The 19,777-nt window shown below is 65.3% G+C and carries 22 protein-coding genes, 3 tRNA genes and 1 other annotated feature; of the genes, 14 read left to right on the forward strand and 11 right to left on the reverse strand.

The features are described from left to right. Positions 1–9: 9 nt before the first annotated feature. Positions 10–1,125, reverse strand: a complete 1,116-nt coding sequence (gene scpB, locus A6745_RS19585; RefSeq protein ID WP_066130777.1) for an SMC-Scp complex subunit ScpB — start codon at positions 1,123–1,125, stop codon at positions 10–12. 69 nt (positions 1,126–1,194) lie between these two features. Between scpB and A6745_RS19590 the strand changes: the two genes are divergently transcribed. Then, positions 1,195–1,271, forward strand: a tRNA-Met gene (locus A6745_RS19590). A gap of 812 nt (positions 1,272–2,083) precedes the next feature. Here the strand turns inward: A6745_RS19590 and A6745_RS19595 are convergent. Next, complete coding sequence (locus A6745_RS19595) at positions 2,084–3,082, reverse strand: CobW family GTP-binding protein (RefSeq protein ID WP_066130780.1); 999 nt, start codon at positions 3,080–3,082, stop codon at positions 2,084–2,086. Positions 3,083–3,362: 280 nt separating this feature from the next. Next, positions 3,363–3,438: transfer RNA gene (locus tag A6745_RS19600), tRNA-Asn, on the reverse strand. A 197-nt stretch (positions 3,439–3,635) separates the two neighbouring features. Between A6745_RS19600 and A6745_RS29600 the strand changes: the two genes are divergently transcribed. The 3 genes from A6745_RS29600 to A6745_RS19610 all read left to right on the forward strand — a co-directional run bounded on the left by A6745_RS29600 (position 3,636) and on the right by A6745_RS19610 (position 4,368). Beyond that, positions 3,636–3,764, forward strand: a complete 129-nt coding sequence (locus A6745_RS29600) for a hypothetical protein (RefSeq protein WP_269148914.1) — start codon at positions 3,636–3,638, stop codon at positions 3,762–3,764. Positions 3,765–3,807: 43 nt separating this feature from the next. Beyond that, positions 3,808–3,883 (forward strand) — tRNA-Thr (locus tag A6745_RS19605). A 53-nt stretch (positions 3,884–3,936) separates the two neighbouring features. Then, entirely contained in the window at positions 3,937–4,368 is a 432-nt protein-coding gene (locus A6745_RS19610) for a hypothetical protein (protein ID WP_066130782.1), read from the forward strand. A 21-nt stretch (positions 4,369–4,389) separates the two neighbouring features. Here the strand turns inward: A6745_RS19610 and A6745_RS28780 are convergent, their stop codons facing one another. Beyond that, complete coding sequence (locus A6745_RS28780; RefSeq protein WP_156513451.1) at positions 4,390–5,232, reverse strand: hypothetical protein; 843 nt, start codon at positions 5,230–5,232, stop codon at positions 4,390–4,392. A 588-nt stretch (positions 5,233–5,820) separates the two neighbouring features. After that, a protein-coding gene (locus A6745_RS19620) for an IS3 family transposase (protein ID WP_156513452.1) occupies positions 5,821–7,061 on the reverse strand; the annotation gives its coding sequence in 2 pieces (ribosomal slippage) (positions 5,821–6,776 and positions 6,776–7,061; 1,242 coding nt in all). Next, positions 6,661–6,777, reverse strand: a sequence feature (AL1L pseudoknot). It overlaps the preceding gene by 117 nt. A 178-nt stretch (positions 7,062–7,239) precedes the next feature. Here A6745_RS19620 and A6745_RS19630 point away from each other — a divergent pair. The 4 genes from A6745_RS19630 to A6745_RS19645 all read left to right on the forward strand — a co-directional run bounded on the left by A6745_RS19630 (position 7,240) and on the right by A6745_RS19645 (position 9,111). Further along, positions 7,240–7,500 carry a hypothetical protein gene (locus A6745_RS19630; RefSeq protein WP_066130793.1) on the forward strand — a complete coding sequence of 87 codons (261 nt, stop codon included), beginning with the start codon at positions 7,240–7,242 and terminating at the stop codon, positions 7,498–7,500. Further along, the gene (locus A6745_RS19635) at positions 7,497–7,913 is read left to right on the forward strand and encodes a hypothetical protein (protein ID WP_066130795.1); all 417 of its coding nucleotides are present in this window, start codon (positions 7,497–7,499) and stop codon (positions 7,911–7,913) included. The genes A6745_RS19630 and A6745_RS19635 overlap by 4 nt, the downstream gene beginning before the upstream one ends. Before the next feature lie 217 nt (positions 7,914–8,130). Beyond that, positions 8,131–8,832, forward strand: coding sequence for a hypothetical protein (locus tag A6745_RS19640; RefSeq protein WP_197488194.1), 702 nt, complete (start codon positions 8,131–8,133; stop codon positions 8,830–8,832). Between the two features lie 12 nt (positions 8,833–8,844). Then, entirely contained in the window at positions 8,845–9,111 is a 267-nt protein-coding gene (locus tag A6745_RS19645; protein WP_066130797.1) for a hypothetical protein, read from the forward strand. 54 nt (positions 9,112–9,165) lie between these two features. Here the strand turns inward: A6745_RS19645 and A6745_RS19650 are convergent, their stop codons facing one another. Further along, complete coding sequence (locus A6745_RS19650; RefSeq protein ID WP_066130799.1) at positions 9,166–9,687, reverse strand: hypothetical protein; 522 nt, start codon at positions 9,685–9,687, stop codon at positions 9,166–9,168. Continuing rightward, the gene (locus A6745_RS19655; RefSeq protein WP_082853160.1) at positions 9,684–10,745 is read right to left on the reverse strand and encodes a ParA family protein; all 1,062 of its coding nucleotides are present in this window, start codon (positions 10,743–10,745) and stop codon (positions 9,684–9,686) included. The genes A6745_RS19650 and A6745_RS19655 overlap by 4 nt, the downstream gene beginning before the upstream one ends. A gap of 130 nt (positions 10,746–10,875) precedes the next feature. Here A6745_RS19655 and A6745_RS19660 point away from each other — a divergent pair, with 130 nt between their 5' ends. After that, positions 10,876–11,388 (forward strand): hypothetical protein, encoded by a 513-nt coding sequence (locus A6745_RS19660; protein WP_066130803.1) that lies wholly within the window; start codon positions 10,876–10,878, stop codon positions 11,386–11,388. 92 nt (positions 11,389–11,480) lie between these two features. Here the strand turns inward: A6745_RS19660 and A6745_RS19665 are convergent, their stop codons facing one another. The 4 genes from A6745_RS19665 to A6745_RS19680 all read right to left on the reverse strand — a co-directional run bounded on the left by A6745_RS19665 (position 11,481) and on the right by A6745_RS19680 (position 15,431). Next, positions 11,481–12,713 carry a tyrosine-type recombinase/integrase gene (locus A6745_RS19665; RefSeq protein WP_066130805.1) on the reverse strand — a complete coding sequence of 411 codons (1,233 nt, stop codon included), beginning with the start codon at positions 12,711–12,713 and terminating at the stop codon, positions 11,481–11,483. A 493-nt stretch (positions 12,714–13,206) separates the two neighbouring features. Next, positions 13,207–13,851 (reverse strand): maleylacetoacetate isomerase, encoded by a 645-nt coding sequence (gene maiA / locus A6745_RS19670; RefSeq protein ID WP_066130807.1) that lies wholly within the window; start codon positions 13,849–13,851, stop codon positions 13,207–13,209. 124 nt (positions 13,852–13,975) lie between these two features. Beyond that, positions 13,976–14,953: a 4-hydroxy-3-methylbut-2-enyl diphosphate reductase gene (gene ispH / locus A6745_RS19675; RefSeq protein WP_066130809.1), complete on the reverse strand. Its 978-nt coding sequence runs from the start codon at positions 14,951–14,953 to the stop codon at positions 13,976–13,978. Position 14,954: 1 nt separating this feature from the next. Beyond that, complete coding sequence (locus tag A6745_RS19680) at positions 14,955–15,431, reverse strand: FKBP-type peptidyl-prolyl cis-trans isomerase (protein WP_156513453.1); 477 nt, start codon at positions 15,429–15,431, stop codon at positions 14,955–14,957. 50 nt (positions 15,432–15,481) lie between these two features. Between A6745_RS19680 and radC the strand changes: the two genes are divergently transcribed. The 5 genes from radC to A6745_RS19705 all read left to right on the forward strand — a co-directional run bounded on the left by radC (position 15,482) and on the right by A6745_RS19705 (position 19,710). Next, complete coding sequence (radC, locus tag A6745_RS19685; protein WP_066130812.1) at positions 15,482–16,159, forward strand: RadC family protein; 678 nt, start codon at positions 15,482–15,484, stop codon at positions 16,157–16,159. A gap of 357 nt (positions 16,160–16,516) precedes the next feature. Further along, a complete protein-coding gene (kynB, locus tag A6745_RS19690; protein WP_066130815.1) occupies positions 16,517–17,146 on the forward strand; it encodes an arylformamidase in 630 nt (209 codons plus the stop codon). 28 nt (positions 17,147–17,174) lie between these two features. Beyond that, positions 17,175–18,446, forward strand: a complete 1,272-nt coding sequence (gene kynU / locus A6745_RS19695; RefSeq protein WP_066130818.1) for a kynureninase — start codon at positions 17,175–17,177, stop codon at positions 18,444–18,446. A gap of 10 nt (positions 18,447–18,456) precedes the next feature. Beyond that, positions 18,457–19,302, forward strand: coding sequence for a tryptophan 2,3-dioxygenase (gene kynA, locus A6745_RS19700; protein ID WP_066130821.1), 846 nt, complete (start codon positions 18,457–18,459; stop codon positions 19,300–19,302). A 141-nt stretch (positions 19,303–19,443) separates the two neighbouring features. Further along, entirely contained in the window at positions 19,444–19,710 is a 267-nt protein-coding gene (locus A6745_RS19705; RefSeq protein ID WP_066130824.1) for a type B 50S ribosomal protein L31, read from the forward strand. Positions 19,711–19,777: the final 67 nt, after the last annotated feature.

Raw genomic sequence — 19,777 nt, forward strand, 5'->3', positions numbered from 1 at the left:
CTCCGAATGTCAAACTTTGGGCAGCCTGCCGTCGGCAGGCGCATCATCTTGGTCGGGGTCGGACGGCGTCGCGGGGATGCTGTCCGGCTTGGGCGGCACGATCTCGGGCGCGAGACCGGGCGGCGCGAATTCAGGTTGACGCGGGTCCGGCTGTATTTCCGGAGAGGCATCGGGTGGGGTGATGTGATCGCCCGGGATCCGTTCGACATGGTCGCCCTGGATCGGCATCACCTCGGGCAGGTCAGGCAAAGGCTCGGGCGTCATGCCGCCCGCGGCCTGCAGCCGGGATTCATCGGGTTCGGCATCGGCGGATTCACCGCAGGCGCCCCGTTCGGCGCCGGCATCGATGTCGTTCTCAGTGGCGTCCGCCTGGGCGGCCCCGCGCGAGCCGGCATCGGTCTGGCCGGCATCGTCGCCATGGGCGGCATCACCCGCGCCATCCTCCATGCCCGCCTCCAGCGCCGCAGGCCCATCCGCGTCGGCGGAAGCCTCCGGCGGCATGCCGGCGTCGGGCATCATACCCTCTGGCGAGGCGCTTGCGGAGCCGGCGCCGCCGATCTCTAGCGTCGCGCCGCCCAGATCGAGGCCCGCCAGCGCGGCCACCGCATCCGTGGACTCCAGCGCCGGCAACTCATCCAGGGCGCGCAGACCGAGATCATCCAGGAAGTGCCGCGTCGTGGCAAACAGCGCCGGACGGCCAGGCGCGTCGCGATGGCCGATCACCTCGATCCAGCCCCGATCTTCCAGCACCTTCACGATCTGCGACGACACCGTGACGCCACGGATGTCCTCGATGTCGCCGCGCGTCACCGGCTGGCGCCAGGCCACGATGGCGAGGGTTTCAAGCACGGCCCGCGAATACTTGGGCGGCTTCTCGGGATTGAGACGCTCGAGATAGCGCTGCATGCCGGGGCGGCTCTGGAAGCGCCACCCCGAGGCCAACTGCACCAGCTCCAGGCCGCGATCGGCCCACTGTCCCTGCAATATTTCCAGCCATGACTTCAGCATGGCGTTGTCGACATCCGAGCCTTCGCCGAACAGCTTGCGCAACTCGGCCGGCTGCATGGGCTGGGACGCGCACAACAACGCGGTCTCCAGCACCAGAATTGCCTCATTTTCGTTCATCGATACTCAGTGTGAAATGGGGCCAACTTGCAAGAATTCCGAAACATGTTTAATATTCTGTTCTTCAGACGCGGGGTGGAGCAGTCTGGCAGCTCGTCGGGCTCATAACCCGAAGGTCGTAGGTTCAAATCCTGCCCCCGCAACCAAATCTCGATTCAAGGCCTGGCCATCGCGCCGGGCCTTTTTCGTTTGGGCCCGCTGCCGCGAGACATCGACACGAGCCCAGGCAAAGCCGGACGTCGAACAGCCGGGCGCGCCCAAGCCAGCCACGCGCACGCCCGCCACCCGAATGGGACGCGCTGCTGCAATGGCATACCCTGCGGCACCGAAGGACGTAACGATCACGGGCTTCCTGTTGTTGATGTTGCGCGAATCTCGCGCGTCCACGCCTGCGGCGACGCGGCATGACTTCCGCGCACCCGCCTGAATGCGGTGCATTGCCGATACCCTGAAAGCCCGGCACGAAGCGGAACACCCAGGGAAAGCAGGCAAAACAACCGCAATGAACTGAATCGCCGCGAAACCCCGCCACGCGGGTTCGACCGGCCCATACCCCGAGGCGCGATACCTATGGCCCGGATGAGGCCCTGCCTTGCTCGCACTTGATGCGCAGGCTTGCCTTGACGATTCTTAGTAGTTTCAGGACGACAAGCGCCGTTTTCCGCAGGCTCGGTCGGAGCCGGCGCCTTGATTGCAGGCAGCGGAATCGGCATCGCCGGTTTGATCGGCCAGCCCAGGCACTGCGGCAAATACGATGGCGCCCAGGCATTGCAACATGGCAAAGGCGGAATCGATTTGGCATGCGGGGACTGATCGGGCCTATCGGGCCCGGCTGCGGCGATCCGCCACAGCCCAAACTGGCATCAGACCTTGTGATTATACCCCCATCACGTACTGGGCGAAAGCAAGCGCGGCATACGTGTTACGGCGGCGGCCGCGGCCGCCGGCAGCCCGCCCGTCAGGGCGCGGATTGGTGCAAGGCCTTGCGCACCGTTCCCAGCACCGCATCGCGCTCGTGGCCGCGCATCAGGAAGACCAGGCTGGAAGCCCGGCTGTCGCCCGGCCACTCCGGCAGCATCTCGAGCGGGTACAACTGGCGATGCACGCCATGCACCGCGCACGGCAACGCCTCGCCCTCGAAGCAGACCAGGCCCTTCATGCGCAGCAACCCCTGATCATAAGTGGCCTGCACGTCATGCATGCCGGCCAGGAAGGCGCCTCGACTGATGGGCGAGGACAGGGTCATCGAAAAATGCGACAGGCCGGGATGCCGCTCGAGCCGGGAGGCGCCGAATGCTCCCAGCCAGCGCCCCATGCGCATCGCCTGCTCGCCCCGCTCGACCGGCCGGACATGCAGCAGGAGCTCATCCAGCGGACCGTCGCGGCGCAGCACGCAGATGGGCACGCCGGGGTTGGCCGCCTCGACGTTCTGGCGCGCCGCCTCGACCTGCCCGGCGGCGCACAGATCCGCCTTGCTGAGCGCGACGACGTCCGCCAGGGCAATCTGCTGCGCGGCCTCGGGCTGGCGGCGCAATTGGTCGCCGACATGCTGCACGTCGGCCACGGCGATGGATCCCTGGTAGACGAAGCGCTCGGCCAGGAAGGCATCGTGGCGCAAGGTGAACATGATGGCCGCGGGACTGGCCAGCCCGGTGGTCTCGACCAGGACGTGGGCAAACGGCCGTATCTGCCGACGCAAGGCCAGCATGAAGAGATCCCGCAAGGTATCCGCCAGGCCGCCGCTGGCGGAGCAGCAGATGCAGCCGCCCTCGAGCAGCACGATACGGCCATCGATGGCGCGCACCAGATGGTGGTCGACGCCGATATCGCCGAATTCATTGACGATGACCGCGGCGCCTGCGTAGGCCGGCTCGCACACCAGTCGATTGAGCAGCGTGGTCTTGCCGCTGCCCAGGAATCCCGTCAGTACCGTCACAGCGATGCGCCGATCAGCCATGGACGCCGCCCTTCTCCTCAAACGAACGGACTGCACATGCGGTCCGCGCGGCGCCCTGCGAACCGCAAGACCCGGAAGCATCCACGTGGATGCCTGGCGCCATGGCCTGGCCTGTCGAGAATCGCGAGACCCGCCGCGCCACTGCCTGGCCGGCTTTCCGATACGGCGCGTCGCGAAGCGGCTCGTACGGCAGAGCACTTCGCCCATGATGAAGCCTTTACGGCAGGCCCCGAAAAAAACTAAAAGGGCCACGCTGCGAACAACGTGGCCCTGCAATGCTTGGCTCCCCGAACTGGATTCGAACCAGTGACCTGCGGATTAACAGTCCGTCGCTCTACCGACTGAGCTATCGGGGACCAGAGAAACGAGATTATGCACGGTTTTTTACCACCATGCAAGTCGGGGCAACTTCCAGCCCGGGCCCTGGCCGACACTCCGCCTCCGCGCAGCCATCATTACCTTCCTGCACTTCTTTACCCACCAGAGAAATTTGTGGTAAGATTGCGGTCTTCGCTAGCCAAGACGGATTTTAAAATCCGCAAGCTTGAAGGCGATGAAGATTTCGGTTTTTGCCGGTGTAGCTCAGTTGGTAGAGCAGCGCATTCGTAATCACGACGCGGTTGTCGTGGTGGCGGAGGCGGAAGGCAAGCACGACAAGGCTTTCGGGCCGCCAGCAGTCTGATGGCACGGTAGTACAGACACGGTTTAGACAAGTTTTAGGTTTCGCCGCTTTAGCTCAGTTGGTAGAGCAGTTCATTCGTAATGAAAAGGTCGCCAGTTCGAATCCGGCAAGCGGCACCAAAAAAGTGAGAAGGGCAGTCCATACGGACTGCCCTTTTTGCTATGGAGACCAGATGGCGACGAACGGCAATGCGACCCTCGACCCACAGCTCACGGGAAACGTGGGGCTGTACTACTGCTGCTACCGTCTGTCTCTGCTCGGGTGGAACGTCATGCCTACGGCTCGCAACGCCCGAGGTGTTGACATCATCGCCTACAGCCGCGATGCCTCCCGGTTCGTCGGCGTCCAGGTCAAAGCCTTGAGCAAGCGTGCGCCCGTACCGCTCGGACTCTCCCTCGACAAGATCATGGGAGACTTCTGGGTCATCGTGAACAAGGTCGCCACGTCCACGCCCTCGGCGTTCATCCTATTACCATCCGAAGTCCAAGAGCGCGCCCACCGCGGCGAAAAGGACGGCCGCATCTCCTACTGGCTTCAGCCCGGTAACTATGAGGTCGATGAGTTTCGCGAAGCCTGGGAGCGTATTGGCCACGGTGGTGTTTGATGAATGCGCCGGTATGCGGCGTCAAGCACCCTCGTCCCGCGATGATGCCTGCACCCCTCTTCGAATCTTCCTCAATTGAAGCTCCAGCCAGTCCTTCAAGTCCTCGTAGCTGTCTTCGCTGAGTTGCGCTGGCCATTGCAACATGACCTGCCCCTCATCCAACGTGAAGGTGTCCTGGCGCATGTTGGCGCTGGCCGCAATTGGGCGAGCCATGCTTGGGATCGGAGATTGCGCTTGACTCGGCGCTGGTCTTAGCAAGGACTCTACGTTCTGCTCTGGCTCTTGAGCAATACTTGACGAAGGGGCGGTCGCATCAACTGATGGCAGCCCCACCTCCACTCCGGAGGGTGCATAGAGCTTGGCGAACTCTGCGGTTATGCGCAGTTCCTTAATGAAATCGTCGACAGCGTTCTCATTGAACTTCTTCTCGATGAGTAGGTAGTGCCGCAAGTTCGGATTCGATGGCAGTTCATCCGGCCAGCGAGCAAAGAGCTCCGCATGAATCTTGGGCATCAAAGCAGCACGTCGCACCGCTTCGTCTCGCTCTGACGAGTCGGGCCGTTCATCTAGCAATATCCGCAAGGCAAGGTCCGTAAGTCTTACGCGGCGCTGCTCCCCACTCCCTTTATCTTCCATCAGACCGTAAGCAATGAGGGCTGCAAGAACCCCTTTACCTCCGCTGCTGGAGACTGAGTAGCCCCAATGCTGAACTGCCACGGCGACGCCCGCCTCAGCCCGCCTCTCATGCATATAGAAGACCTGCGCTCTATCTAGAGCGGCCTTCAAATCGATTGCGGGATAAGCGGGGCTGCGATGCACTGCGTTTCGCTTGCCTGCCTTACCCTCTTGTTCCACTTCACTCATGACTGGACCCCCTAGTGTGATGGGGTGATTCTAAACCCAGTTCTCCATTTGTCAAAGAACCAGTTGCACAAGTCCGAGAACCACGTGTAGAATCGCCAACATCCCGGTGTGCATAGGGGCAGTCAGAGACCATTGGTCAAAGAAAAACCCCGATGCGCCGCTCTTGCAGGAGCGGCGACACCGGGGTTGTTTGGCGCAAGGTGAAACGGGGCGACCCCGCCACCTGCAACTGTCTTGTCAGGACAACCTGAGATTCTACGCTCAGGAGTTGCAGGCGACAACTGCTCCTCTAATCTCTTCGATTGGAGGTAACGCTATGGGCGTGCTTACCAAGGTGAAGACCGTTTTCGTGACGGCATATACGCGGTTCCGCTTCGGCCGGATCGAGCATGTGTGCCAACACTGGCGGTCGCATCCTGGTCAGTTGAATCTGTTCGACTGATCTGGTTGCTTCCGGCTTACCCAGCCGGGCGGTGTGGGAACGGCTTCGGCCGTTCTCCTCCGTCACCGACGCCCAGATGAACCGATACCCGCAGAAGTACCCATTCCATCAACTGAATCGCCCCGGTTTTCGCGGAGGCTGTTTGGTTAAAGTAAAACAGCCTCCCCGGCGGATGTACCGAGTAGGTTGTAGTAGTTTGCCTCAGCCTCGGCCGGCGGGATATAGCCGATGGATGAGTGCAGGCGCTTATGGTTGAACCAAGCGACCCATTCCAGGGTTGCCAGCTCGACAGATTCCCTGGTTTTCCAGGGTGCGCGGCGGTGAGTCAGTTCAGCCTTGTACAAGCCGTTGATGGTCTCGGCCAAGGCGTTGTCGTAACTGTCACCACGGCTGCCCACGGACGGCTCGATGCCCGCTTCGGCCAGGCGTTCGCTATAGCGGATGCTGACGTACTGCGATCCCCTATCGGAGTGATGGGTCAGAGAACCATCGTTGCCAGGCTGGCGGGCGTATAGGGCCTGCTCCAGCGCATCAAGCACGAAGTCCGTCGTCATGGATTTACTCACGCGCCAGCCGACAATGCGCCGGGCGTAGACGTCGATGACGAAGGCCACGTACAGCCAGCCCTGCCAGGTCAAGACGTAGGTGAAGTCCGAGACCCACAACTGGTTCGGCCGCTCGGCCCGGAACTGCCGGTTGACCCGATCCATTGGACGGCTTGCGGCATCATCAGCGATGGTCGTTCGCAGCCGCTTGCCGCGCCGCACGCCTTGCAGGCCCTGAGCGCGCATCAGTCGTTCGACCGTACAACGGGCCACCATCACGCCTTCGCGGTTCAACTGCCGCCAGACCTTGTCGGCGCCGTAGACGCGATGGTTCTCTTGCCAGACTCGCTGGACGTGCGGCATGAGCTGTTCGTCACGCCGCGCACGGTCGCTGCGCCGCGCCGGATCGCGCAGCCGCTCGGCATGGCGCCGATAGGCCGACGAGGCAACCTGCAACACCTTGCAGATCGGCTCGACCCCGTAAACCTCCCGGTGCCGGTCGATGTAGGTGTTTACGACTTCAGTTTGCGGTCGAGCTCCGCCTGCGCGAAAAAAGCGCTGGCCGTGCGCAGGATGTCGTTGGCGCGGCGCAGCTCTCGGTTCTCCCGCTCCAACTCCTTGATGCGTTCTCGCTCGCTGGTGGTGACGCCTTCGCGCTGTCCGCTGTCGACTTCGTGGCGCTTGACCCAGGTCAGCAGCGTCTGCGCCGAGCAGCCGATCTTGGGCGCGATGGACTCGACCGCCACCCACAGCGACGGGTACTCGCTGCGAGATTCCTGCACCAGGCGCACTGCGCGCTCGCGCACTTCCGGGGAAAACTTGTTCGCGTTGTTCTTGCTCATGGCTCACATTCTCTCAAGAGTTGGAGCCTCCGCGATACCCGGGGCGGTTCACGCCTGCGGGTCAAGGTCGAGGAGAGCAGCGGCCTGGATGCTGACGCCCTGCTCAAGATGCCGAGCGAGGACCGCAAGACCCTGGCAGAGCTACTGGCGAAGTACGAGGCGAACAAGGAGCGCGAAGATGGCGGAAGCTAAGAAACTGAGCATGGCCGAGGCCCTGGAGCACGCCGAGCTGATCGAGGGCACGCTCGACAGGTTCGAGGAGACGGCGCCTGAGGCCGTGCGCGCCCTGGGCGGCCGTGACGTGCTCGCCGCCTGCTCGGAGATGACATGCATCGGCCCGATGCCGCGGCTTGACCAGGAGACCTGGGAGAAGTTGTCCAGGGAGTACCAGGAGCGGCGCGACTGGGAGGCGCGGATCAAGGACGGAGGCGCACAGTGAGCGGCAGCCCCGTCGAGGTGGCGGGCGTCCTCTATGCGAGCATCAGTCAGGCCGCGAGGGCGCACGGCATAAGCCAGCATGGGATGGAGTGGCGGATCGACTCCGACTCGTTCCCCGATCACAAGCGCCTGCCCGTCATCCGGCGACCTGCGGGTGACCATCTCGTCGGTCGCGCCCTGATCGACCCCGAGCGCTGGCCCTTCGACGGCGACCTGTCCCGACGCGCGCCCGTGCTCGATCCCAACATCAATCCGCCCCGCGTCGTGCGTCGCGTCGGCTGGCTCCGCTGCATGCGGTGCAGCCGTCCCACCTTCTCCGAAGACGTTGTCGGCATCCGTATCTGCTTCGAGTGTGGAGGCTCGGGCAGTGTCCCCATCGGGCGCATCTCGGACCTCGTAGACGAGACCATCTGATTGCCTATCAGTCGGTCATGGCGCCCAAGCCCTTGATCCGCTTGCCAGTCGGCGCCATCGCGCCCCGCTGAAACACAGCATGGCAAATGTTGGTATCGCCAACCAGCGCGCCACGACACATTGACAGCATCCGGCCGCGCATTGGCGTGCGGCCAGCCCGACTGGCTCGGGTGCTCGCACATGCGGCCGGAGGACCCCAACCTCAGGAGCCCCGAGCATGAAGATTACCCTCACCGACACGCCCCTGCTGAACACCCAGCAGATCGGCGAACTGGCGTCCAGCCTGGATGCCATCCACACCCGCGTCCTCAAGGCCATCGAGCGCCTGAACAAGGACGTGGCCGCCAAGAAGACCGAGATCGCCTCCCGCTGGAAGCACTCCTCGGGCTTTTCCGGTGCCGACGTGGCGCGCTTCGCGCAGACCGAGACCCTGGCCGCCATCGGGCAAATCAAGGACAACAGCCGCGCCGAGCTCGACGGCCTGCTCAAGCAGGCGGGCGCACCCCACGCCCAACTCGTCGCGCAGCGCCCGTTCTACGACAGCCCCGCCAAGGTTCTGTCCCGCGCCGCGCTCGGCGACCCGAAGCGCACGGAGTACCTCCAGCAGCTTCAGCACGCCGGACCCGCCGAGCTCGGCCACATGGCCCAGGTCGCGGCCGGCACCAAAAATGTCGCCCTGGCCTCGGCCGTCCTGTCGCTGCTGGACAAGATGCCCAGCAAGGACCGTCCGGTCGGCCCTGCCGAGCTCGCGGTCGCCATGAAGCTGGAAGATTACGAGAAGGTCCGCGAGTACATCAAGCTGGGCGATGCGCGCCTCCAGGGCATCTTGGTCGCCGTCCGCACCTGCAGTCGGGCCGCTCGAATCCGCTCAACACCGTCTCCCTCGCGATGCGTGAGCAGGAGATCGACCATGCCCTGATCGGTGGCGGCGATGGCGACGACTAAGCTCCCCGTTTATCCGGCAGACCACCCGGTAGCCTTGGCACTGCGTGCGATATGCAGCGCCGTAACCAGCGGCCGTGAACTGATCGACGCCCTGGTCGAGACCGCCACAAGCGCCGGGGTGAAGCCCTTCTCCGACGAATTCGACTTGGTTGCCGCGATGGCGGGCCTGCCGTACAGCCGGGCGTGGGACGCCTACCTGGACCGTGAGACCTGGGCACTGGCCGAAAGCCGGCCCTTGGCCCACGTCCACTGATCCTGTTTGCACCGTGTTCGAGGGGCGATCCGTGACGGGTCGCCCCTTTTCATTTCAAGGCTTTAATGGCGGCTCGCCTTCTGACGAAATGTTAGATGGTGTGTCGCCCGACGCCGCTGCAAGACCGCCCTGCTCCTCGTGACGAGGTTGTGTGTCGTCAGCGGGCTTGCGGAAGGCGTCGCCCTTGCGCGCCCGCGCGGTGGACAACTCCACGATCCTGTCTATCACCCGCGCCGAGTCGACCCACTTCATCACCAGTCGGCTGGGGTCCATGCCGTACTCCGCCACGATGTCCCTCAGTTGGTCCAGGGACAGCTTCTCCAGAGAGGCGCGGAGGGCGGTTTCCCCGTCGCGGACGACCTGCACGGGGTCGAGTGCAGCCGGGGGGCGCCGGTTCTTCCCGCGCTTGGCCTCGCTGCCTGCCGACTCGACCGCTGGGGCCTCCTTGGGCTGCTTGCGCTTGCCCGACGCCTGGGCGCCGAGCGCGTCGTTCAGCGCCGCCTCGAACTCGGGGTTGCGCTCCGCCTCCTCGATCACGACCCGCACCAGCCGGTTGAGTGTGTTCCTTAGGCTCACAGCTCGTCCTCCAGGTCATTCCAGATTTCCCTCGCGAGGGCGATGTAGGTCGAGGTCAGGCCGTTCGGGTCGGAGCCGTACTTCTGGCGCAGCGTCCTCTTGTGGGGCGAGAACTCCGCCGCCGCCGAGGCTGTGTTGGTCTGCTTGACCGTCGTGTTGAAAACCTCCGGCACGTTCGTGTCCTTCTTGAGTTGGCGGAGCATGGTGTTGTGCACCGTCGAGTTGGCCTGGTACTTCGTGATGACGATACCCAGCGGGTCAATCTCCTCGCCAATGGCGTCGGCGAACTCGCCCACGCGGGTCACGATCTGCGGGATACCGTAGGTCGAGAGGTGGTCCGGGATGGTCGGGATGATGTAGGCGTCCGAAAGGCGCAGGCCGTTGAGCGTAACGATGCCCAGGTTCGGCGGGCAGTCGATGATGACGATATCGTAGTCGTCCAGCTTCGACTTGACCGCCCTCCAGAGGAGCTCGACCGGGTTCACAGCGTAGAACTTGCCGGAGGGTGCCGACGCGAGCTGATCCTGCACGTCGATCAGGTCGAGGCTCGACGGCAGCAGGTCGATGGTCCTGGCCTCCTGGACGTCGCCCACGCGCTTCTGGAGCGTGGCGCCGAGGTCGAACTTCTTGTCGTCGGGGTTCATGGCGTCCTTGAACAACTGGGCCAGCGTGTGCCCTTGTTCGTTCAGCTCAAGCCACTTGTCTTCCCCGAGCAGCATGATGGTTGCGTTGGTCTGCGGATCGAGGTCTATGACTAGGACCTTCTTCTGCATCTCCGCCGAGAAGACTTCGGCCAAGGCTACGGACGTGGTCGTTTTAGCAACGCCACCCTTCAAGTTGATCGTAGAAATTACATGCGCCATTGGAGTGTTCCTTTTGTTTCGCTTCAGCCAAGATCGGATCTGTGAGCGCCGGAATATCGGCCCGGAAGCTAGCTCCGCGACCGGGCTAGGAAAGTCCGACGCCCGCACCCGCCAGTTGGCGACTGCTTGACGAGACACCCCTGCCATCTCGGCAATCTCACCTATCCCCACCAGTTCATCGTTCTGTTGAGCCATGCTCTTAAAAATCCTGTGAACATCATTCACAAGAGTAGTGTACAACGTACACAGAGCTAGTCGAGGGGGCTTCCGAATCCAGCGAAACGCGACCTAATAGCCCTATGTCCCCACAACGTAGGAGCACACCATGAAGCTGGAAGAAATGAGCATGAAGGAGCTACTTGAGCTCCATAACAAGATCGCCGACAAACCGGCGGGATCCAAGACCTTTGCGACCCGAGGCAAGTTGGCCGCGCGGATCGAAGCGATCGCGGCCGACAAGAACATCGACGTCGCCTCGTTCGGACAACTGCAGCAGCCCGAGGCAGCCGTGCCGAACACACAGCCGCAGGCCGAGGCCATCGAGAGCCCGGACGCTCAACCGGAGACCGTGAAGGCTCCGCGTGGCAAGGGCATCGGCGCGCTCGCCCGACAGTTCCTGATGGACCCCGCAGGCTACCCGCACGGGCTCATCGCGGCGATGGTGAACGCGCAGGTTGACGGCGCGCAGGCGACCGACAAATCCGTCCGCTGGTACGCCAACGACATGCGCAAGAAGGGCATCGAGGTTCCACCCCGGCAGAAGGCGCACCCTGCGGATATGGACGAGGAACAGTCGGCCGAGGCGTTGACGACCGTGCAGGTGGTTGCCCAAGGTTAGCCGCCGTTGTTGCGCCGTGCGTGAAGAAGGGCCACCGTCGAGGTGGCCCTTTCATTTCATGCCCTTGGGCGCCATAACGCCCTGATGAAGGATCAGGCAGCCACTTCTTCGGACTCCTCGCCCTGCTCCTCGGCATCCGCCGAACCGGCAAGGCGCGGCGGCCACTGGCCCTCCGTCCACTCCAGCCCGAGCGTGGCGAGGATGTAGCGCGAGGCCGTCTCCTGGTGCTTGAGCAGGTGCTCGTGCCCGACGTGGATGTAGCCCATCGTGACGTTGCTCGCCGCGTGGTTGAGCAGGTACTTCAGTTCCAGCAGCGGCACGCCAGCCTGCACGGCAAGGGTGGCGAAGGTATGGCGCAGGGCATGGCCTGTCAGCCCGCCCAACTCATGCTGGGCGACCTCGGCAACGTGCCCGCTCTCGCTGTCGGCGGGGAACAGCCACTGCGTCTTGCGCTGCACCTTCGGGTTCTCCTTCAGGCGGTGGCCGAGCAGGTCCGCGAGCGGCCCGTACAGCGGCAGGTCAAAGGCGCGCTGTGCGCCACCCTTCGGCCTCGGGACGTGCAGCCGCCTGTCAGCCAGGTGCAGGTCAGTGGCCCGCACCTCGCAGGACGACGTGCGGCGCATCCCCGTCAGTACCATGAACAGGTGCAGGTCGCGGCGGACGGGATGGAGCTTGAGCACCGCCTCGCCCCACGCCCTGAGCCTGTCAGTGTTGGCGTCCACCTTGCGGCGGCGCAGACCGTGATGGTCCACGTTGCCGCAGGGATTCGGCGGCAGGTCGGGATGCTCCCGCAGGCCCCGGTTGTAAACGGCGCGAAAGATGCGGAAGGCATTGTCAGCAGTCGGGGCGCCGTGCTTTTCGGTGAGCTTGCGGTGGCGCTCGCGCACGGCCGAACGGTCCGAGCCGAGCTCGTTCAGCGTCCGGTCGAGCCAGTCGGCGAGGTACTGCTCGCAGTTGTAGCGGTAGTCCTCCTTGGTCCTCTCGGACAGCGGCTTGGCGGCGAGGTGCAGGTCGAGAGCGTCGCGCAGGGTGATGCCCCGCGCCCTGGCCTTGCGCCGCTCCTCGTTCGGGTTGGTGCCGCCGCGCATGCCGACGAGGACGGAGCGGGCGAGGTCGCGGGCCTGCTTGGCGTCGAGCGCCGGGTGGTCGCCGAGCTTCGTGCGAACCTGCTTGCCGTTGACGAGCGACTGGACGTAGAAGCTGCGCTTCGTCGGGGTGACGATGAGGTAGAACCCGCGCATCTCGGTGTCGGCGTACAGGGTGGACTTGCCCTTATCGGGGACGGCAGCCCTCTCGACGAGGGCCTGGGTGATCTTCGACTTCATGTGCTGGCTCCAGGTGACGGGGCCACGGCGCGAACACGGTTTTGCGCCACGACGTACTGTGTTCAGTCACGTCGTTTCTGCCCCTGTAGAGCCATTAAGTCGTGTAATTCCCTTGTTGTAAGCGGCCCCGGACCATCTGATTCCAAATCATGGCAAGGCGTGCGCGCGCCGATTCGTAATGCGAAGGTCGTAGGTTCGACTCCTATCTCCGGCACCAAAAAAGAAGGGCAGCCCGCATGGGGCTGCCCTTTTGCTTTGCTCGGCACTGTCGCACCACCATACGACCAAGAAGAGACCAAAAAAAGCCAAGAAAGGCGACTGCCGGCCGGAGCCCCCCTCCAGCGGCCCCGCCCCCTCCCCTTTACTCGCTGGCCGGGGTCTGAGCCGGCTGATGGCTGGCACTAAGGGCTGGCACGAGGCCGGCCGACGTCAGCGCCAGAAGGGTCTGAGTCCGCAGGTCTGGATCCGCGGGTCCGTCCGGGCCGCGGGCGCCCTACTGCGCATCCGGCTGCCGTTCCGGCGCGGCATCCTGGAACGCCTGCAATTCCTGGCATGCCGCGTCGATGCGTACCAGCGTGGGAAACGCCGACAGATCGCAATCGAAGCGCCGCGCATTGAACACCTGGGGCACCAGGCACAGATCCGCCAAGGTAGGCGTATCGCCATGGCAGAAACGGCCCGTCTGCGGGGAGCCCGCCAGCATCTGCTCCAGCCCGCCCAGGCCCACGTCGATCCAGTGGCGATACCAGCCGTTCTTGGCGTCCTCATCCACCTTCAGGTCGTGCTTCAGGTACTTCAGCACGCGCAGGTTGTTCAGCGGATGGATGTCGCACGCCACGGTCAGCGCCAGGGCGCGCACGCGGGCGCGGCCCGCGGCATCGGCCGGCAGCAAGGCAGGCTGCGGATGGGTCTCATCCAGGTACTCGATGATGGCCAGCGACTGGCCAAGCGTCAGGTCGCCATCGACCAGCGTCGGCACCAGCGCGTTGGGATTGACCTGCCGATAGGCCGGCTCCAGTTGCTGCCCGCCGCCCTTGACCAGATGCACCGGCACGGTCTCGTAGGACAGTCCCTTCAGACTCAGGGCGATGCGGACGCGGTAGGCGGCCGAGCTGCGGAAATAGCTGTACAACTGCATGAAGTGTCGTCTCCTCGATGCGCCGCGCGGCGGGCGGCGCGATTGGCATGCATGTCTTGCGCCGCCGCGCACCAGACGCGGCGGGGCGATCCATTCCGGCAGCAATGCCCCGGAACGCCTTTCCTTACTGGCCGGCGGCCGTCGTCTTGCGCGACAGTTCCTTGGGCAGCGGGAAGGCCACGTTTTCTTCCAGGCCCTGCATGGTGCGCACGGACACGGCGCCCAATTCCTTCACGCGCTCGATCACCTGCTGCACCAGCACCTCCGGCGCCGACGCGCCCGCGGTGATGCCGATGCGCTGGCGGCCTTCGAGCCAGGCGGCGTCGATGGCTTCGGCGCCATCGACCAGATAGGCCGCGGCGCCCAGCCGCTGCGCCACTTCGCGCAGGCGGTTGGAGTTCGAACTGTTGGGGCTGCCCACCACCAGCACCAGATCGCAGTCGGGCGCCATGACCTTCACGGCGTCCTGGCGATTCTGCGTGGCATAGCAGATATCGCTTTTCTTGGGCTCGGCGATGGTGGGGAAACGCGCCTTCAGCGCCGCGGCCACCACCGCCGCGTCGTCCACCGACAGCGTGGTCTGGGTGACGTATGCCATGTTGTCGGGATTGCGCACCTGCAGGGCCTCGACATCCTCGACGGTTTCGACCAGGTACATGCCGCCGCCCTCGGCCTGGCCCAGCGTGCCCTCGACCTCGGGGTGGCCCCTGTGGCCGATCATGATGATCTCGCGGCCGGCGGCGCGCATGCGCGCGACCTCGATGTGCACCTTGGTGACCAGGGGGCAGGTGGCATCGAACACGCGCTGGCCACGCGCTTCGGCCTCGGCGCGCACCGCCTTGGACACACCGTGCGCGGAGAACACGACGATGGCGCCGGACGGGGCGTCTTCGAGTTCATCGATGAAGATGGCGCCCTTGGCACGCAGGTCCGCCACCACGTAGCGGTTGTGCACGATCTCGTGGCGCACGTAGATGGGTGCGCCATGCAGTTCGAGCGCGCGCTCGACGATGTCGATGGCGCGATCGACGCCCGCGCAGAAGCCACGCGGCTGGGCCAGCAGGACTTCGGCGTCGGGACGGGTAACGGCGACGGACTGCATATCAGAGGACTCCCAGGATGGAGACGTCGATCCGCAGGGCGGCGCCCGCCATGGGATGGTTGAAGTCGAACAGCGCCCAGTCGTCGTTGATTTCCTTCAGGATGCCGGAGTAGCGGCCGCCGTTGGGCGCGGCGAACTCGACCAGGTCGCCCGGATCGAAGGTGGCGTCGGGGCCGGCGTGCTCGGCCAGCATGCCACGCGTGACACGCTGGATGAGCTCGGGGTTGCGCTCGCCATAGGCATCGGCGGGCGCCAGGGTGACGCTGAAGCTTTCGCCTTCGGCGTGGCCCAGCAGCGCGGCCTCCAGGCCGGGGGCCCATTGGCCGCTGCCCATCTGCAGCGTGGCGGGCCGTCCGTCGAAGGTGTCGGCGAAGACCGAACCCTCGGCCGGGCCCGAGGCCAGGACGATGCGGTAATGGAGGGTGAGGTAGGAGTCCGGACGGATCAAAACATTCACTTCGGAAGATGCGGCGTTCAAGATCTGCCACCGTATGGGCAATCGTAAAACATTGATTTTAGAGCCTTCGCATGAAACTGTCCGAGAGCATGCCCGAACACGAACGGCCCAGGGAGCGCCTGTTGCGCCAGGGAGCCGCCTCGCTGCACGATTCCGAGCTGTTGGCGGTGGCCCTGCGCACGGGGACGCCCGGGCTGAACGCCGTGGAACTGGGCCGCCGCCTGATGGGGCGCTTCGGCGGCCTGCGCGGGCTGTTCGCGGCAACGCCCGCCGAACTGTGCCGGGAACCCGGCCTGGGCGCGGCCAAGGCCTGCGCGCTGGCGGCGGTGCTGGAACTGGCGCGGCGCGCCATCGAGGAAGACCTGGTGGGCCGGCCTTCCATGAACCATCCCGACAATGTGAAGCGGTATTGCCGCACCGCCCTGAGCCATCGCACCGTCGAGCACTGCATCGCCCTGTACCTGGACAACCAGTTGAACCTGATCGCCGTCGGCGAAGTGGCGCGCGGCACGCTGGCGCAGGCCTCGGTATATCCGCGCGAAGTGGTGCGCGAGGCCCTGCGCCATCACGCCGCGGCGCTGATCCTGGCGCACAACCACCCGTCGGGCCTGGCCCAGCCCAGCGCGTCCGACCGCGAACTGACGCGCAGGCTGGGCCAGGCGCTGGCGCTGGTCGACGTACGGCTGGTGGACCACCTGATCGTGGCGGCGGACCAGGTGGTGTCGATGGCGCAGCTGGGGCAGATGTAGAACGAGAACAAACAGCCCGGCACATCCTGCGCCATGGCTTGGCTCAGGCACCCGCCGCGGGCTGCTCGCGAGGCCGGCATGCCCTCGGGGTCGATGGTCGGCTGGTGCGCCCTGGTGGCGCCGGCCAGGACGCCCGCCCCGGTGCGCGCTACCCTGGAGCAGGCCATTGCCGGTATCATGCGGGATGACGAGGTCCGGAAAGCCTGCGCCGCGATGGCGCTGAAGCCGGTCTCGATGGGCCCCGAGGCCTACCGCAAGCCGGTCACCGAAATTGCAGGTCTTCGGCGACATCGGCAGGCGGGCCTCGATCAGCCTCGACTGATCCCTGTAAACAGACATCCGCCCGCCCCGGCTTCCATGAAACGCCTCTGGGACATTTCGCCGCAGGTTTCGGCCGATTCGCCGGTTTTTCCCGGCGACACGCCGTATCGCCAGCAATGGAAATGGACGTTGACGCCGCAATGCCCGGTCAACGTCAGCGAGATCACGATGTCTGCGCACATCGGCGCCCACGCCGATGCGCCGCTGCACTACCGCAACGGCGCGCCCGCCATCGGTGCGCTGTCGCTCGAACCCTTCCTGGGTCCCTGCCGTGTCATCCACGCCATCGGCCGCGGCCCGCTGATCCTGCCCGAACACCTCGAGCACGCCATCGGGGGCCTGCCGCCACGCGTGCTGGTGCGCACGGCGCTGCACGCCGCCGTGCACTGGTGGACGGAAGACTTCTCGGCCTATGCGCCGCAGACGATCGAATGGCTGGCCGACCGCGGCGTCATGCTGATCGGCCTGGACACCCCCAGCATCGACCCCGCGTCCAGCAAGACCCTGGACAGCCACCACGTCATCCTGCGGCGCGACATGCGCGTCCTGGAAAACCTGCTGCTCGATGACGTGCCGGAAGGCGATTACGAACTGATCGCCCTGCCGCTGGCGCTGGCCCAGGCCGACGCCAGTCCGGTGCGCGCGGTGCTGCGCGCCCTGGACTGACCCGTTCTTCCTGAAAGACGAGGACAGCATGAAAGACAAGACATCCTGCCAACGGCAGGACGATGCCGATCGCCTGCGCGGATTGCGCGACCAGTTTCAACTGAACGACGGCGAGATCTACCTGGACGGCAATTCGCTGGGGGTGCTGCCGCGCGCCACGGCGGCGCGCGTGCAGCAGACCGTGGCCCAGGAATGGGGCCAGGGCCTGATCCGCAGCTGGAACGACGCCGGCTGGATCGACCTGCCGCAGCGCCTGGGCGACAAGATCGCCCGCCTGGTGGGCGCCGCCCGCGGCGAACTGGTGGTGGCCGACTCGACCTCGGTGAACCTGTACAAGGTGATGTCGGCGGCGCTGGGCCTGGTGGCCGCCGACGCGCCGGGCCGCACCCGGCCGGGCCGCACCCGCATCCTGAGCGAGCGCAGCAACTTTCCCACCGACCTGTACATCGCCGAAGGGCTGGCGCGCCAGCATGGCATGACGCTGGAACTGCTGGAACCCGACGAGATCCCCGACCAGTTGGACGACCGCGTGGCGGTGCTGATGCTGACCCACGTGAACTACCGCACCGGCCGCATGCACGACATGGCGGCCCTCACGCGCGCCGCGCACGACGTTGGCGCGCTGGCCGTCTGGGACCTGGCGCATTCGGCGGGCGCGGTGCCGGTGGACCTGAACGGAGCGGGGGCCGACTTCGCGGTGGGCTGCGGCTACAAATATCTGAACGGCGGTCCGGGCGCGCCCGCCTTCGTGTGGGCGCACGCGCGCCACGCCGACCGCATGCACCAGCCGCTGTCGGGCTGGATGGGCCACGCCGCGCCCTTCCAGTTCACGCCGGATTACCAGCCCGCGCCGGGCATCGACCGCTACCTGTGCGGCACGCCCGCGCTGCTGTCGATGACGGCGCTGGAATGCGGCATCGACAGCGTGCTGGCGGCCGAACCGCTGGGCGGCATGCAGGCGCTGCGCGAGAAATCGATCGCGCTGACCGGCCTGTTCATCGAGTTGGTCGAGGAACGCTGTGCCGGCCACGGCCTGACGCTGGTCAGCCCGCGCGACCCCGCGCTGCGCGGCAGCCAGGTCTGCTTCGCCCGCGAGGAAGGCGCCTACGCCATCGTGCAGGCGCTGATCGAGCGCGGCGTGATCGGCGATTTCCGCGCGCCCGACGTGCTGCGCTTCGGCTTCACGCCGCTGTACACGCGCTACGCCGACGTCTGGGAGGCCGTCGAACGCCTGCACCAGGTGCTGGCCGAGGGACTGTGGCGCGAGGCGCGCTTCCAGCGCCTGGCCGCCGTGACCTGAGGAGTCCGCCATGAGCCAACCGACTTCCGAAGACGTGGTGCGCCAGGAAGCACCCAAGCTGGATTACGCCGGCGACATGACGTATGGCGACTACCTGCACCTGGACAAGCTGCTGGACGCGCAGCATCCGTTGTCGCCCGAGCACAACGAGATGCTGTTCATCGTGCAGCACCAGACCAGCGAGCTGTGGATGAAGCTGATGCTGCACGAGCTGCGCGCGGCCATCGACGCCGTGCGCGCCGACCGCCTGCAGCCGGCCTTCAAGATGCTGGCGCGCGTCAGCAAGATCCTGGAGCAGTTGGTGCATGCCTGGGATGTGCTGGCCACGATGACGCCGCCCGAGTACTCGGCGCTGCGGCCCTACCTGGCCCGCTCCAGCGGCTTCCAGAGCTACCAATACCGCCAGATCGAGTTCCTGCTGGGCAACAAGAACGCGGCCATGCTCAAGCCGCACGGGCACCGGCCCGACCTGCTGGCGCAGGTGCGGGCGGCCTACGAAGCACCGTCGCTGTACGACGAGGCCTTGCGGCTGTTGGCGCGCCGGGGCCTGCGGGTGCCGGCCACGCATCTGCAGCGCGACTGGACCCGTCCCTACGAAGCCGATGCCGCGGTGCAGGAGGCCTGGCTGGCGGTCTACCGCGCGCCCGACACCCACTGGGACCTGTATCAACTGGGCGAAAAACTGACAGACCTGGAGGATGCCTTCCGGCTGTGGCGTTTCCGCCACGTGACCACCGTGGAGCGCGTGATCGGCTTCAAGCGGGGCACCGGCGGCACGTCCGGCGTGGATTACCTGCGCAAGATGATCGAGGTGGTGCTGTTCCCCGAGATCTGGAGGCTGCGTACCGAGCTGTAATAGGCTTGCGGGCTGGCCATGGGCATTGTTAGAATGCCGAGTTACCTTTTTGGATACGTGGCCGGCCTGTCGCGGTTCTGCGGTTTTACCGCTGCGGCAGGGTCGGCTGGCGACCCACCAACACCCCCAAGGATTTTCCTCATGAAAGCCGACATTCACCCCAATTACCGCGACGTGGTGTTCGCTGACCTGCAAACGGGCAGCAAGTTCATCATCCGCTCGACCGTGACCACGCGCGAAACCATCGAAATGGACGGCAAGACGTACCCGCTGTTCAAGTGCGACGTGACGTCCGAATCGCACCCCTTCTACACGGGCGCCCAGACCCGCATCGTCGAAACCGGCCGCGTCGAGAAGTTCCGCGCCCGTTTCGCCCGCACCGCTGGCACCGTCAAGTCGGCTTCCTGATCCGGACATCCGGCCCCGGATTTCCGCCCGGTCGGCGCGCCCCGCGCGCCGCTGCGGCGAACCGGCA

It is taken from the genome of Bordetella ansorpii (genome assembly GCF_900078705.1).
In the GTDB taxonomy this organism is placed as follows: domain Bacteria; phylum Pseudomonadota; class Gammaproteobacteria; order Burkholderiales; family Burkholderiaceae_B; genus Bordetella; species Bordetella ansorpii_A.

What these genes read in the sequence shown, in the direction of transcription:
- scpB (WP_066130777.1), bottom strand. Translation starts at nt 1,125, where the DNA reads ATGAACGAAAATGAGGCAATTCTGGTGCTGGAGACCGCGTTGTTGTGC.
- A6745_RS19595 (WP_066130780.1), bottom strand. Translation starts at nt 3,082, where the DNA reads ATGGCTGATCGGCGCATCGCTGTGACGGTACTGACGGGATTCCTGGGC.
- A6745_RS29600 (WP_269148914.1), top strand. Translation starts at nt 3,636, where the DNA reads ATGAAGATTTCGGTTTTTGCCGGTGTAGCTCAGTTGGTAGAGCAGCGC.
- A6745_RS19610 (WP_066130782.1), top strand. Translation starts at nt 3,937, where the DNA reads ATGGCGACGAACGGCAATGCGACCCTCGACCCACAGCTCACGGGAAAC.
- A6745_RS28780 (WP_156513451.1), bottom strand. Translation starts at nt 5,232, where the DNA reads ATGAGTGAAGTGGAACAAGAGGGTAAGGCAGGCAAGCGAAACGCAGTG.
- A6745_RS19630 (WP_066130793.1), top strand. Translation starts at nt 7,240, where the DNA reads ATGGCGGAAGCTAAGAAACTGAGCATGGCCGAGGCCCTGGAGCACGCC.
- A6745_RS19640 (WP_197488194.1), top strand. Translation starts at nt 8,131, where the DNA reads ATGAAGATTACCCTCACCGACACGCCCCTGCTGAACACCCAGCAGATC.
- A6745_RS19645 (WP_066130797.1), top strand. Translation starts at nt 8,845, where the DNA reads ATGGCGACGACTAAGCTCCCCGTTTATCCGGCAGACCACCCGGTAGCC.
- A6745_RS19655 (WP_082853160.1), bottom strand. Translation starts at nt 10,745, where the DNA reads ATGGCTCAACAGAACGATGAACTGGTGGGGATAGGTGAGATTGCCGAG.
- A6745_RS19660 (WP_066130803.1), top strand. Translation starts at nt 10,876, where the DNA reads ATGAAGCTGGAAGAAATGAGCATGAAGGAGCTACTTGAGCTCCATAAC.
- A6745_RS19665 (WP_066130805.1), bottom strand. Translation starts at nt 12,713, where the DNA reads ATGAAGTCGAAGATCACCCAGGCCCTCGTCGAGAGGGCTGCCGTCCCC.
- maiA (WP_066130807.1), bottom strand. Translation starts at nt 13,851, where the DNA reads ATGCAGTTGTACAGCTATTTCCGCAGCTCGGCCGCCTACCGCGTCCGC.
- ispH (WP_066130809.1), bottom strand. Translation starts at nt 14,953, where the DNA reads ATGCAGTCCGTCGCCGTTACCCGTCCCGACGCCGAAGTCCTGCTGGCC.
- radC (WP_066130812.1), top strand. Translation starts at nt 15,482, where the DNA reads ATGAAACTGTCCGAGAGCATGCCCGAACACGAACGGCCCAGGGAGCGC.
- kynB (WP_066130815.1), top strand. Translation starts at nt 16,517, where the DNA reads ATGAAACGCCTCTGGGACATTTCGCCGCAGGTTTCGGCCGATTCGCCG.
- kynU (WP_066130818.1), top strand. Translation starts at nt 17,175, where the DNA reads ATGAAAGACAAGACATCCTGCCAACGGCAGGACGATGCCGATCGCCTG.
- kynA (WP_066130821.1), top strand. Translation starts at nt 18,457, where the DNA reads ATGAGCCAACCGACTTCCGAAGACGTGGTGCGCCAGGAAGCACCCAAG.
- A6745_RS19705 (WP_066130824.1), top strand. Translation starts at nt 19,444, where the DNA reads ATGAAAGCCGACATTCACCCCAATTACCGCGACGTGGTGTTCGCTGAC.